The sequence below is a fragment of the Nocardia sp. NPDC051787 genome, assembly GCF_040681325.1.
Lineage (GTDB): Bacteria > Actinomycetota > Actinomycetes > Mycobacteriales > Mycobacteriaceae > Nocardia.
This window is the reverse complement of the sequence record NZ_JBFAYO010000022.1, coordinates 121,264-133,916: the sequence shown is the minus strand read 5'-3', so window position 1 is coordinate 133,916 and position 12,653 is coordinate 121,264. Positions and strand designations below refer to the sequence as shown.

Here is a 12,653-nt window from a genome sequence, read left to right as displayed (position 1 = left end):
CAACTGGGGAAACAGCACACTCCGTGCTCGTGAATGATGGACGCGACGTGCGGAACGACGTAACGGGGTCATACGGCGGCAGGTTCACTCTCTGGTCGATCATTGTCCGCCCTGGCTATGGAGCCAGAAGCAGTGCCTCAAATGCGTGAACCCATGACCCGAGCGTGCAGAACGGACCTTAGCGAACGCCGATCGAATCGGCGCGCCGAGGTTGGGAAAACCCATAGGAGTACCCAGCCAGGCGTTGTGCGATGACATCGTGTGATGCGAAAAACATCTGGGTAAGAAGGTTTTCAACTGTGAATCAAGTGTGACTGAGATCACTTCACATCAACCATGCTATTGCAGGCCGTAGGAGCCCGTCTCACTGTCGAGACGCGATCAAGTCGCCGGTCCGGCAGCGCCGAATCGCCGACTGCGACGGCGGCGAGAAGGAGCCCTTGGCCGCTCGGCGTCGCAGGCCACCCATTCTGGTGTAGCTGGCGCCATGGCTGAACTCCACTCGATCCGCAAACTGGGAAGTTGCCCCGGACAACCGGAACGTAATTTACGTTCGGGTCAATGTCAGCGCAGGTCGAAGGAGTAGCCGTGACGAGGTCGTGGTGGGGATGGGGAAACGTCGAAGACGCGGTCACCGGCACCGAACGTGCGGCGCTGACGAAACGCGTAGCGGCCCTGCTGCCCGAGGCCGACCTCGCGGTGCACGAGGCGCCCGATCCGGTGTCGTTGGAGGTGCCCGCTCCCCGCGTCCAGCTGCCGGGTTCGCTGGCTCATCTGGCGTCGGAAGATCTCCGCGATCGCGTCTCGCACGGGCACGGGCAGGCATTCCGTGACGTAGTACGCACTCTGCTCGGCCGCGTCGATCATGTACCCGATCAAGTGGTGCGGCCGCGGACCGAGCAGGACGTGGTCGACGTCCTGGACTGGTGCGCGAGCGCGGGCGTCGCGGCGGTGCCGTTCGGCGGTGGAACGTCGGTCGTCGGTGGTGTCGAACCGCGGTGCGCCGGCGACTACGCCGGCACCATCGCACTGGATCTCGGCCGCCTGGGTCGGATCGTCGAACTCGATCGCACCAGCCGCGCGGCGCGGATCCAAGCGGGCATACTCGGCCCCGCGCTGGAAGCCGCACTGCGCCCGGATGGCTTGACGCTGCGGCACTTTCCGCAGTCGTTCGAGTTCTCCACGCTCGGAGGCTGGCTGGCCACCCGAGCGGGCGGCCACTACGCGACCGTCTATACCCACATCGACGACATGGTCGAGTCGATGCGGGTGGTGACGCCGATCGGGATCAGCGAATCGCGCCGGGTGCCCGCATCGGGCGCGGGCCCCTCGCCGGACCGGATGTTCCTCGGGTCCGAGGGCATCCTCGGAGTGATCACCGAGGCGTGGATGCGATTGCAGGATCGTCCGCTCTGGCGCGCCGGAGCCTCGGTGGTGTTCGGCGATTACGGCAATGCCATCGCCGCCACACGGACGATCACCCAGGCCCGGCTGTATCCGGCGAACTGCAGGCTGCTCGATCCGGTCGAGGCCTTCATCAACGCCGGAACAGGCGCCGCAGGAGGTGTTCTGGTCCTGGGATTCGAGTCCGCCGACCATCCGGTGGACGAAACGATGCGGCGTGCGGTGCAGATCTGCCGCGACCACGGCGGCACGACCCCCGACGGGGTCCGCACCACCGATTCGGCACACGACACCGCGCGCCCGGGCGCCGCGGACGCCTGGCGCTCGTCGTTCCTGCGGATGCCGTATCAGCGCGACGCACTCGCCGCCCAGTCGATGATCGTCGAAACGTTCGAAACCGCCTGCACCTGGGACCGTTTCGACACCCTGCGGGAGAAGGTACTCGCCGCCGCGACCGCCGCGTTCCACTCCGTCGGCGTGACCGGCGTGGTCACCTGCCGATTCACTCACGTCTACCCGGACGGGCCCGCGCCCTACTTCGGCGTCTATGCCGGTGGCCGCTGGGGCCGGACCGTCGAGCAATGGGACGAGATCAAAACCGCGGTGTCGGAGGCACTGGAGACCTCCGGCGCCACCATTACCCACCACCACGCCGTCGGCCGGGACCACCGCCCTTGGTACGACCGCCAGCGCCCCGAACCTTTCGCCGCCGCTCTACGCGCGGCCAAATCGACGCTCGACCCGGCGGGCATCCTCAATCCCGGTGTCCTGATCGACCTGACGGCGAGGTGATCGTCACCGTCGGTATTGGTCGCCGACTGAATTGGTCGGGCAAGCTCCGCCGATCGGGATTGCCTACCCGACGGAGTGAGTGTACAGTCACTCACATGCCCAAGCGAGGAGCCACCCTCTCCACCTCCGATGCCCGCCGCGAGGCCGTCGTCGACGCGGCGATCGCTGAATTCGCCAAAACCGGGTACCACGGGACGCCGATCAACACTGTGGCATCCGCGGCAGGCATTTCGCCCGCGTACGTTTTCAAGCTCTTCCCGAGCAAGGTCGAGCTGTTCGTGGCCGCGCTGGACCGCTGCTACGAGCTGGTCGAACGATCGTTGGCGACCGGCGCGGCGCGCGTGCCGGGCGGTGATCCGGAGAAGGTCCTGCACGAGATGGGTGGCGCGTACGCCGAGCTGATCGCCGACAAGGGCCTGCTCATGCTGCAGGTTCACGCTCAGTCGGCCGCCGACATCCCGGAAATCGCCGACGCTGTGCGCCGTGGCCTGCATCGGGTGACCGACTATGCGAAGACCCGTTCGGACGCGACCGACGATCAGGTGCAGCGGTTCATGGCCTATGGGCAGCTGTGCCACCTGATCACCACGCTCGGGCTCGACGACAATGAGGGCAGCTGGGCGGCGATCCTCACCGCCGGCATTCGTCACCCGCATGCGCGCACCGCGCTTGAAGGGGGGTGACCCGCATGTCGGCAGACCGAGCGATGCCCTGAGCCCAGTTCAATACTTCCCTGCCCCTGCGGGGGCATTTTCTTCACCAACAGAGTGATTGATCAGTCACACACTAGGAGTGATCCCATGTCCCACACCGCGACAACGACGCCGACCATTGCCGTAGAAGTCGTACTGCCCGGCCGGGTGGAGCCGCACGAATTGATGATCACCCGGCGCGAACTGCCGCCGCCGCGGCCCGGCCGGGTTCTGGTGCGCGTCGAGGCCACCGGGGTCTCGTTCGCCGAGCAGCAGATGCGGCGCGGCAAGTACTACGACCAGCCGCCGTTTCCGTTCACGCCTGGCTACGACTTGGTCGGCGAGGTGATAGCCGTCGGCGCGGACAGTGACGCGGCACTGCTCGGACAGCGGGTCGCGGCACTGACGAAGGTCGGCGGCTGGAGCAGCCATCTCATATTGGAGGCCGCCGACCTGATCCCGGTGCCCACCGGTCTGACGGCCGCGGAAGCGGAGACATTCGTGGTCAATGGCATCACCGCGTGGCAGATGCTGCACCGGATCGCGAAAGTCCATGCGGGACAGACGATTGTGGTGCACGGGGCGAACGGCGGTGTCGGATCGACACTCGTACAGTTGGCCCGCGTCGCGGGCATCCGGGTGATCGGGACGGCCTCGGCAAGCAACGCCGCGGCGGTGGAGGCCATCGGCGCGATCCCGGTCGACTACCGCGGCGATGTGCCGCGGCAGGTGCGGGCTCTGGCCCCCGGTGGTGTGGACGCGGTATTCGACCATGTGGGAGGCCGCAGCGTCGTGGACTCGTTCGGCCTGCTCGCGACCGGCGGGACCCTCGTCGCCTACGGAAGCGCATCGACGAAGGACGAAGACGGGAACTCCCGGCTCCCGGTGCTGAAGCTGTTCGCACGGTTGGCGTGGTGGAACCTGTTGCCCAACAATCGGTCCGCCCACTTCTACAACATCTGGTCCGGGAAGCGCCGTCGCGCTCGATTCCGCAGCCGCCTCGCCGAAGACCTCGGAGCCGTTCTCGACCTGGCCGCACGCGGCGAATTGCGCGCCCAGATCGCCGCACGCTTCCCCTTGGCCGATGCCGGCCGGGCGCTCGCTCTCGCGGAATCACGCACCGTAACCGGCAAGGTCGTCCTCGTGCCCAAAGAGCTGCCGTGAGCCGCGGCCACTCCGTCCCGCTACCCATCCCGAATACGCAGGAGCCCGCCATGCCCGACAAGCCCTACCTCGCCGGCCACTACGAACCCGTCCCGGACGAGATCACCGCACACGACCTGACCGTGCGCGGTGCGATCCCGCCCGAGCTGAACGGTCGCTACTTCCGCAACGGCCACAATCCGAAACCCGGTGATGTGCCGACGCATTAGTTCAAGGGAGCGGGCATGATCCACGGCCTCCGGCTGCGCGAGGGCCGAGCCGAGTGGTACCGCAACCGATGGGTGAAGACTCCCGCCCTCGACGGAGCGCCCTTGCTCGGCGAGGACGGCAGCATCGACCTGGCCGCCAGCGTGGCGGGCACGCACATCATCGAGCACGCCGGACGGATCCGCGCGCTACAAGAGGCGAATCTGCCGTTCGAGTTGACTCCCGAACTGGAAACGGTGGGAGCCTACGACTTCGGCGGCAAACTCACCACCGCCATGACCGCGCACCCCAAGGAGGATCCGGTCACCGGCCAGCTGCATTTCTTCGCCTACTCCCCTGTGCCGCCGCACCTCATCTACTACGTCGCCGCCGCGGACGGTGTCATCACTCATCAGCGGGTCGTCGAGGGAGCTGGGCCATCGTCGATGCACGACTTCGCCATCACCGAGCGCTATCTGGTGTGGCTGGACATGTCGGCGGTCTTCGATCCCGCGGAGAGCTCGGGCATTCCCTACCGTTGGAGCGACAGCTACCAGCCTCGCATAGGCATCCTGCCGCTGTCCGGGAACGGAACGGTGACTTGGTACGAGGTGGAACCCGGCGCTCTGCTGCATGTCTCGAATGCCTACGAGGACGCCGCGGGTCGCGTCGTGGTGGAAGGACCGCGCTTCGACCGCCCCGCCTGGGAGACATCGTGGAAGTGGTGGATCGGCGCACCAGGGCACCCGACTTGCCCGAACGGCGGTGCCCTGCAACACCGTTACGTGCTCGAACCCGGAGCGACCCGGGCCGACGAGGAAGTGATGGACACCTTGATCACAGACTTCCCCACGATCAATGACACCTACGTCGGACGCCGCAACCGCTACAGTTACGCAGTCGCGTTCCCAGGCTCGGGATTCCCCGGCATCGGAATCATCAAGTACGACAACGACACCGGCGAGCGGTTCCTCGCGCCGACCGGGTCCGGCCGGGTGCCAGGCGAAGCCGTCTTCGTGCCCAGCGCGGAGGCCACCGGCGAGGACGACGGCTACTTGCTCACCATCGTCGGCGATTCCGCCACCGGCACATCGGAACTACTGATCCTCGACGCCCACGACTTCACCGCCCCTGCCATCGCGGCTGTCGAGCTGCCCCGTCGAGTACCCGGCGGAATCCACGGATCCTGGATCCAGGACTGACCGCAAGGAGATTCATCATGACAACAGCCCGAGGCATCGACCAGAACGCACCGATTGTCGTGCGACTGGAAACCCGCATCGCGGCACCCGTTGAGGCGGTCTGGGCTCTGCACACCGGCATCGACGATTGGACTACCTGGCACACCGACATCACCGAGGCCCGCCTGAACGGATCGCTCGCTCCGGGCTCGCGATTCCGCTGGAGCACAGCGGGGTTGACAATCGACTCCACCCTCTATGCCGTCGAGGCACCACACCGCATCCTCTGGGGCGGTCCGGCACACGGCATCACCGGAATCCATTGCTGGACTTTCGAAGCCGACGGCGACACCACACTCGTCCGCACCGAGGAGTCCTGGGGCGGCGAACCAGTACGGGCCAACACCGATGCCATGCGGCATGCCCTCGAACAGTCCCTCCGGCGATGGCTCGACATCCTGCGCGAGACCGCCGAAGCCTGATCCTTCCACGCCCGGCACCATCGCGGTGCCGGGCGGTGGCCTGTCCAGGCCATGTCCATGGCCCTGCCGCTCAGGCCGGGCTCAATGTGCGGAGGGGTTCGTCGAGTTCGCGGCGGAAGAAGTCCAGGAAGCCGTCGGGGTCGGGGCCCGCGTTCTGCATGACGAGATGATCGAAGCCCGCGTCGGCGTACTGCTTCGCGGCGTCCAGATAGCGAGCGGGCTCTGGGCCGCAGGCGAAATTGTCGAAGATGTCCTCCAGGCGGACTGTGGTGGTCGCGGCGGCGAAGTTGACCGGATTGGGTAGTTCGCTCATCACCTTCCACCCGGTGACCGCCCACCGCGTCGTGTCCAGTACCGCCTTGGCGGCCGTCTCCTCGTCCGGAGCCCAGGCCATGCCGACCTCCGCATAACGCGGGCCCGCACCGCCCGCGGCGCGATAGCGCTCGACGAGGTCCGACTTCGGTTCGGTGGCGAACAGGCCATCACCGAGTTCGGCAGCGATCCGGGCAGCCTCCGGCCCACCCCCGGCGACGGCGATCGGCGGCGGCTCATCGGGCAGATCGAAAACCCGAGCCTCGGAGACGGTCAGGAATTCGCCATCGTAGGACTGATATCCGCCGCGCCAGAGTAGCCGGATGATCTCGAGCGCCTCGCGCAGCATCCGGTGCCGGATGCGCACCGGAGGGAACTGACCACCGACGACGTGTTCGTTGAGGCGTTCGCCGGAGCCAACACCCAGGGTGAACCGGTTGCCGGACAGGATCGCGAGGGTGGCTGCCGCTTGGGCGATGATCGCGGGGTGGTACCGCAGAATTGGGCAGGTCACGCCGGTGGCCAAACCGATCCGCTCGGTCTTCGCCGCGATGGTGCCGAGCACGGTCCAGGCGAACGGTGAATGCCCCTGATTGTCCAGCCACGGATGGAAGTGATCGCTGATCTCGACGAAGTCGAATCCGACCTCTTCCGCCCGGATCGCCTGGCGGACAAGCTCGTTCGGACCATATGCCTCGGCCGCCAGCTTGTATCCGATACGCATCGCCACCTCCTGTCGGCTGGGAGACGCCGGTCGCCTGCCAGTACCGGCTCTTGGCGGGGCGTACCCGGCATCCGACACGGAAAACCGAGAATGCGGATCCGCGCCGCTGCCCAGGATCGACGGCTCCGCCACCGCATGGCGAGTGCAGCGATCTCGACCAGCGGCTCGATACCGTGGCCGCCGTTCGTTCAGTCGCGGGTCGGCCAGTACGTGTCGGAGTGCGATCCGCGCGAGGTGTAGGCAGGCTCCTCGTTCACATCCGTGATTCCCAGGTGCAGCAGCAGCATCACGGTGACCAGGCTGATGCTGACGATCAGCGGAGTCAGCAGCTGCGCCGCACCGGCACCCGTGGGTGGGTGCAGGTGCTGGGCCTCGCGTGCGTGCATGGCGAACATGCCCGTGTAGTGCATCCCGGATACCGCCAGCCCCATCGCCAGCGCCGCGCCGATGGTGGCGAGTGTTCCGCGCACGTGCAGCGTGAACCACAGCGCGGCGGTCGCGGCGACCACGGCGATCACGATGGACAGGGCGACGATCCAGAAGTCGTAGCCGATCGCCGCGTCGGATTTCATCGCATACATGCCCGAGTAGTGCATGGCGCCCACGCCTACGCCGGTGATCGCGCCGCCGATGAACAGTGCCGGCGGCCCCAGCGCCCGCCGCTGGGCGATACACAATCCGACCCACACCACCGCCATGGCGATCAATGCGCTGATCAGGGTGATCGGCACGTCGTAACGGATCGACGCCCCCTCGATGGCGAAACCGAGCATCGCGATGAAATGCATGACCCAGATACCGGTACCCCCGATAGCGACCGCCGCGGCGATGAGCCAGCCGTCACGAGCCGACCCGCTGCGGGCCCTGGCCATACATCGGAGCCCGAGCAACGAACCGGTGAACGACATGACATACGCAACCGCGGGTGTGAGCCACCCGTGACTGAAGTGGTCGATTTCCAGCACACGACCTCCCTCGCTGGATAGATTCGACACCGTCGGCACGACGATGCACGAACCTCACATGGTGAATCTGCAGGTAGGTAATTTAGAGTACAACTACCCTCTAAATATTCATAGGACGAGTTCCCCGTAGCGGGAAGTGCGCTGGACACCGGGGGTGTGACACCAGCCCTGATCTACCGCGATTGATCTCCCCGCAGGCTGCGGCCTCCAGCTATCGATCGGCTTCATCCGGTTTCCGACGCTCCCTTTGCTCAACCGCAAAGGCGTTGAGAACCTGCGCCGCGCACGACGGGCCAGCCGCCCCCGAGGTCGGCCAGCCCGCCAACCGCGGCATGCAAAGCGGGAATAAGCTGCAAATTCGCTGTGCCCGAGTCCGCGGTCGACGACAATAGAGAGGACGGCACGAGCAGGGACTTCTCATGGAAACCCACACCGACGAGATAGCCGACAAGATCTATCGCATCTCCACCTTCATCCCGGAGGTCGGACCGAGCGGCTTCACCTTCAATCAGTTCCTCATCGACGCCCAGGAACCGTTGCTGTTCCACACCGGAATGCGGGCGTTGTTCCCCTTGGTGTCGGCGGAGATCACGCGCATCATGCCGGTCGAGCGGTTGCGCTGGATCACCTTCGGGCACGTGGAGGCGGACGAGTGCGGGGCGATGAACCTTTTCCTCGCCACCGCACCGCACGCGCAAATAGCGCATGGCGAGCTGGGTTGCCTCGTCTCGATCGACGATATGGCGGATCGGCTGCCGCGGCGGTTGGCCGATGGCGAGGTCATCGATCTAGGTGACCGGCGCGTACGGCATCTGGACACCCCGCATGCTCCGCACAACTGGGAGGCGCGTGTGTTGTACGAGGAGACCACCGATGTGCTGTTCTGCGGTGACCTGATGACCCAGCTGGGAAACGGTCCCGCGCTGACCGACTCTGATCTGGTCGAACCGGCGGGCGTCGCGGAGGACGTTTTCCACGCCACTTCATTGGGGCCCGCGGTGCCCGCGACCTTGAATCGGCTGGCGGACTTGGAACCCACCACGCTGGCGATCATGCACGGGTCCAGTTTCACGGGCGACGGAGCCACGGCACTGCGCAACCTGGCCACCCTCTACCAGGACCGCTTGAACCCCTGATCGCCGAGACGCTCCTGGACGCATACCCGCCGGACCCTCATGCGGCATTGCCGACATGCTGAGCAGAGGCGCCGATCACTGCCGCGTCGGTGCCGATGAGGGTTCGCAAGAATGCCTCCTGCTTTCGACGCCCTCGGGTCGCGGCACGATCCAGCCCGCCGGGAAGGGCACGGGCCGATACAGAGCGGATGAGGTTCACCGGGATTCGTAACAGCGGGTACCACGGCGGCACGTAGGCGGGCAGGCCGAGTTGGCGCATCGCTGACGGTCCCAGGAATGCGCTGGCGATGGACAGATGCTGGGCACGGGCGATTCGGCCGCGCAGCACGGGGAGGTTACGGTAGTGCCAGCCGAGTGGATCATCGGCCATCGGAACCGCCAGCTGGGGTGTGGTTTCGTCGGGATTGGTGATCGCCGTGAGGCTGTGGTAAAAGATTCGGACGGCGTCCCGAAATCCCTTGGGCAGGAATCGGTCTTCGACACCGAGCAGCCAACCCACGTAGCGGGTGAGGTGTGCGGCGGCGTCGAGATCGCGGGGAGTGGAAAGCAACCCCATCGCCAGTGCTCCGACGAACGGCGCGATCAAAGCACCGACCAGCGTCGCGGCCATGTCGGTCTGGTTGATCGGCAGGCCCCATTCCTCCTCGCGCCAGTCCGGCAATGCCGCTACGTGGCGACGCACCAGGGCATGGATGAGCCGCACATGCACCGTCGACCGATAGCCGCGACCCAGTGGCGACATTCCGCCGTCGGAAGTGACATCCAGCGCCCACTGCAGTGTTTCGGCGAACCGCTTGGCAGGGCCCGTCTCGAGCGATGTACAGCCCGTCCGCACCACCCACTCGGAACACTCGTTCCGCATGCGCGATCTTCTCCCGGTCGAGCCAGCCGGGCGGCATCTCCACCCGAACGAAGAACGCCCACAACGGATCCGGTGCGTCCGGCACGCTGTCGATGCCGCCGTGCAGCGCCCGCTCGAATATCGGGCGAGTACGGGCCATGCCCTCGCGATACATCCAATCGACCAGATCGTCCATCGGCTGATTCGCGATGAGCAGCGCCGCACCGAGGTCGCGCCATTGCTCCGGTGATGGTTTGCCGAGCCGCAACAGCAGCGCGAACGGCCGTAGGCCAGGAACGCCGCGCGGTGCGGCGGGGTGGCGCAGCGGAACTGCTCGGTTCATTTGTAGCTCTCCTTTGAGCTTGCGCTGACCAGTGCGTCGCGAGCAACGTCGTGCATCGACGATAGGGGTCCCGGTAGTAATCGCCGAAAATCCAACGAAGTTCTGGTAGTTCCTGGTCAGGCGCGGTGTGGTTTGGCTATGGGGTCGTCTTACTGAGGTGCCGATAGATGGTGGGGCGTGTGACGCCGAATTCGGCGGCGATCCGGTCGACGGTGTAGCGGTGTTTGCCGAGTTTGTCGCGTTCGTCGTACATCTGCCTGGCCAGCTGGACCTGGCGGGGCCGAGTTTGGGCTTCTGGCCGCCGGTACGTCCGCGGGCACGGGCTGCGGCCAGCCCGTCGCGGGTGCGTTCGCTCATCAGGGCATGTTCGAATTCGGCAATCGCGCCGAGGATTTGGAAGAACATGCGGCCGACGGCGGTGGAGGTGTCGATGCCCTGGTCCAGAACCACCAAGTCCACGCCTCGGTCCTGCAAGGTTTTGGACAGCTCGATCAGGTGCTCAAGGGACCGGCCGAGCCGGTCGAGTTTGGTCACCACCAGTCGGTCTTCGGGCCGGTTGGCGACCAGCAGCGCCTTGGTCAACTCGGGGCGGGAGGCGAGTTTGCCGGAGACTTCAAGATCTGCTCGCACCCTGCTGCGGTGAGGGCGTCGTGCTGGGCTTCGAGGTGTTGGTCGCGAGTGGAGACCCGTCCGTAGCCGATTCGCATGGGGCGGAGTATATTGCGAACCCCAGACAGGTTGACGTTGGTGCGTACACGGCAACCTTTACAGGTCTGGCCTGCGGAAACGCGGGGCGGCGAGGGTTGTCTCGCCAACGATCGCTACCGACTCAGGATGCCGCATGTATGCGGGCCACGACAGAGAGGCGTACGAGTCGGGGTGGGGGTCCCGGTGTTGCTCATGAGACGGAGCGGCCTCACCGCCGGACTTGACCGCGCATACCCGCGCAGTCGCCAGGCACGGCGCATCGGTCGGCAACCGGGAGGAAAGACCGAGTACACGCGGCTCTTGCGCCGCCCAACGTACGTCTTGCGCGATAGGCGAGCGTGCTCCTCAAAATTGTGATCCCAACAACAGCGCACCAGGATGTACATCGTGCACGAACATAACCACACCGAGGCGTACATGGCCGAGGACCGCAAGAACATGACCGAGCCGGCACGCGTCTTTCTGGACAGATGGCTGGCCAGCATGGGAAGTGCGCTGGAGCAGTGGCGCCGTTCCTACCTGCCCGCAGACTTTCCTTTCGACTTCACCCTCGACTCCCTGGACGCGCTGGAACCGATCGTGCTCGCCCGCTATCCAGACCAGGCTGCCATCGGCGTCGAGGACAACGCGGAGTTCACCACCGGTACGGTGCGATACATCGGTGAAGTCCTGTTGCGTGTCGCGCCGGCCCGATGGGGTTATCAGGATCGTGGAGGTGACGACCTCAACCCCTACAACCGCACCACGGTTATCCGCTCCAACACCCCAACGGAGTTCAGGACAGGTGTGATCCCGGAATTCTTTCTGCGCCAGCTGGTCCGAGATCGAGAACGGGGCACCCTGCAGAAATCCGCCATCCCGCTGCTGGACGCCTGCGAGATAGCCGGGCGCGCGGAGGTGCCCGACGACCCGTGTGGACCAGGAGGCAGGGTCCCCTACTGGTGTGAATTCTTCACACCCGACGAGTACCGCAGATTCGCCAGCGCGGTGGACTCCGCCCTGAGCTGCTTCGGCGCCGACGGTCAGGACATCTACGCCGGCCATGTCGCCCTGGCTGTGGGCCATCCGGATCCCGAAATGCATGATTTCGGAATCGCCGCACTGGCCAACCAATGCCGAGCAAGCGATATCGACGACTGGTCAACTCTCTGCTTCTCCACGATCGACGACTTCTCCACGGAGCAGCCACAACGCGACTGGCTCACCCAAGCCTCTTTCACCCATGTCGAGGACCGGCTGGAGCCAAGGCTCGCCGCTGAGCCCGAGTTGACGTTCGACGCCGAACCCGATGATCCCGATCAACCCTTCTCGACCCGGCTCGAAGATGGCAGCTATCTCCACTTTCTCGCCACGGTCCCGGAACTCGACGGAATTCCGGAGATCACGACATTCGTTCCCAACTCAGCGGTGCGGGCATGGGACGTGCCTGTTGGAAAGCTCGTGCAGTGGGGGATTCAACACATCTGAGCCGAGCCGGACACGCACATATTTGATGCCGCGTCGAGCGACGTTCGGTAGGTAATCGGACCGCCGAATATCGGCGCCAGTTGCGGCGTCGCGCTCGGTGTGGCATCGGTAGCCGGAGCAGTACCTCACCCATGCCGGCGCCTGGCCCCGTAGCACCCTCGTCATCGCGTCGCCTAACACCGCGAAAACACCGACACATAGCGCTGCGAGTCACACAGTTCTTGACAAGCCGGGGTTCTGGGCGAGTAGGCCGAAG

10 protein-coding genes and 3 pseudogenes are annotated in these 12,653 nt (G+C 65.6%); 8 read left to right on the top strand and 5 right to left on the bottom strand.

The window, feature by feature from the left end:
- Positions 1-561 precede the first annotated feature (561 nt).
- The 6 genes and pseudogenes from AB0M45_RS23255 (at position 562) to AB0M45_RS23230 (ending at position 5,901) form a co-directional block, all read left to right on the top strand.
- The gene (locus AB0M45_RS23255; protein ID WP_364332776.1) at positions 562-2,196 is read left to right on the top strand and encodes an FAD-binding oxidoreductase; all 1,635 of its coding nucleotides are present in this window, start codon (positions 562-564) and stop codon (positions 2,194-2,196) included.
- Complete coding sequence (locus AB0M45_RS23250) at positions 2,193-2,879, top strand: TetR/AcrR family transcriptional regulator (protein WP_364332773.1); 687 nt, start codon at positions 2,193-2,195, stop codon at positions 2,877-2,879. Before AB0M45_RS23255 ends, AB0M45_RS23250 begins: the two co-directional genes overlap by 4 nt.
- A gap of 117 nt (positions 2,880-2,996) precedes the next feature.
- Complete coding sequence (locus AB0M45_RS23245) at positions 2,997-4,052, top strand: medium chain dehydrogenase/reductase family protein (RefSeq protein ID WP_364332770.1); 1,056 nt, start codon at positions 2,997-2,999, stop codon at positions 4,050-4,052.
- Positions 4,053-4,102: 50 nt separating this feature from the next.
- Entirely contained in the window at positions 4,103-4,261 is a 159-nt protein-coding gene (locus tag AB0M45_RS23240) for a carotenoid oxygenase family protein (RefSeq protein WP_364332767.1), read from the top strand.
- Between the two features lie 12 nt (positions 4,262-4,273).
- Positions 4,274-5,440 (top strand): annotated as a pseudogene (locus AB0M45_RS23235) (carotenoid oxygenase family protein); the annotation flags it as partial.
- A gap of 17 nt (positions 5,441-5,457) precedes the next feature.
- Positions 5,458-5,901, top strand: a complete 444-nt coding sequence (locus AB0M45_RS23230; protein ID WP_364332764.1) for an SRPBCC family protein — start codon at positions 5,458-5,460, stop codon at positions 5,899-5,901.
- A gap of 70 nt (positions 5,902-5,971) precedes the next feature.
- Here the strand turns inward: AB0M45_RS23230 and AB0M45_RS23225 are convergent, their stop codons facing one another.
- Entirely contained in the window at positions 5,972-6,937 is a 966-nt protein-coding gene (locus AB0M45_RS23225) for a TIGR03557 family F420-dependent LLM class oxidoreductase (RefSeq protein WP_364332760.1), read from the bottom strand.
- 188 nt (positions 6,938-7,125) lie between these two features.
- Positions 7,126-7,902, bottom strand: a complete 777-nt coding sequence (locus AB0M45_RS23220; protein ID WP_364332757.1) for an MHYT domain-containing protein — start codon at positions 7,900-7,902, stop codon at positions 7,126-7,128.
- 419 nt (positions 7,903-8,321) lie between these two features.
- On the opposite strand from AB0M45_RS23220, the gene AB0M45_RS23215 reads away from it, so the two are divergent.
- The gene (locus AB0M45_RS23215; protein ID WP_364332754.1) at positions 8,322-9,038 is read left to right on the top strand and encodes an MBL fold metallo-hydrolase; all 717 of its coding nucleotides are present in this window, start codon (positions 8,322-8,324) and stop codon (positions 9,036-9,038) included.
- A gap of 37 nt (positions 9,039-9,075) precedes the next feature.
- Here the strand turns inward: AB0M45_RS23215 and AB0M45_RS23210 are convergent.
- The 3 genes and pseudogenes from AB0M45_RS23210 to AB0M45_RS23200 form a co-directional block, all read right to left on the bottom strand.
- Positions 9,076-10,222, bottom strand: a pseudogene (locus tag AB0M45_RS23210) (oxygenase MpaB family protein).
- Between the two features lie 136 nt (positions 10,223-10,358).
- Positions 10,359-10,475 (bottom strand): TetR family transcriptional regulator, encoded by a 117-nt coding sequence (locus AB0M45_RS23205; RefSeq protein ID WP_364332798.1) that lies wholly within the window; start codon positions 10,473-10,475, stop codon positions 10,359-10,361.
- Between the two features lie 113 nt (positions 10,476-10,588).
- Positions 10,589-10,929 (bottom strand): annotated as a pseudogene (locus AB0M45_RS23200) (recombinase family protein); the annotation flags it as partial.
- A 388-nt stretch (positions 10,930-11,317) separates the two neighbouring features.
- On the opposite strand from AB0M45_RS23200, the gene AB0M45_RS23195 reads away from it, so the two are divergent.
- A complete protein-coding gene (locus AB0M45_RS23195) occupies positions 11,318-12,397 on the top strand; it encodes a hypothetical protein (protein ID WP_364332751.1) in 1,080 nt (359 codons plus the stop codon).
- Positions 12,398-12,653: the final 256 nt, after the last annotated feature.

Coding starts and splice junctions, on each gene's coding strand:
- AB0M45_RS23255 (WP_364332776.1), top strand. CDS start 562: ATGTCAGCGCAGGTCGAAGGAGTAGCCGTGACGAGGTCGTGGTGGGGA.
- AB0M45_RS23245 (WP_364332770.1), top strand. CDS start 2,997: ATGTCCCACACCGCGACAACGACGCCGACCATTGCCGTAGAAGTCGTA.
- AB0M45_RS23240 (WP_364332767.1), top strand. CDS start 4,103: ATGCCCGACAAGCCCTACCTCGCCGGCCACTACGAACCCGTCCCGGAC.
- AB0M45_RS23230 (WP_364332764.1), top strand. CDS start 5,458: ATGACAACAGCCCGAGGCATCGACCAGAACGCACCGATTGTCGTGCGA.
- AB0M45_RS23225 (WP_364332760.1), bottom strand. CDS start 6,937: ATGCGTATCGGATACAAGCTGGCGGCCGAGGCATATGGTCCGAACGAG.
- AB0M45_RS23215 (WP_364332754.1), top strand. CDS start 8,322: ATGGAAACCCACACCGACGAGATAGCCGACAAGATCTATCGCATCTCC.
- AB0M45_RS23205 (WP_364332798.1), bottom strand. CDS start 10,475: ATGTACGACGAACGCGACAAACTCGGCAAACACCGCTACACCGTCGAC.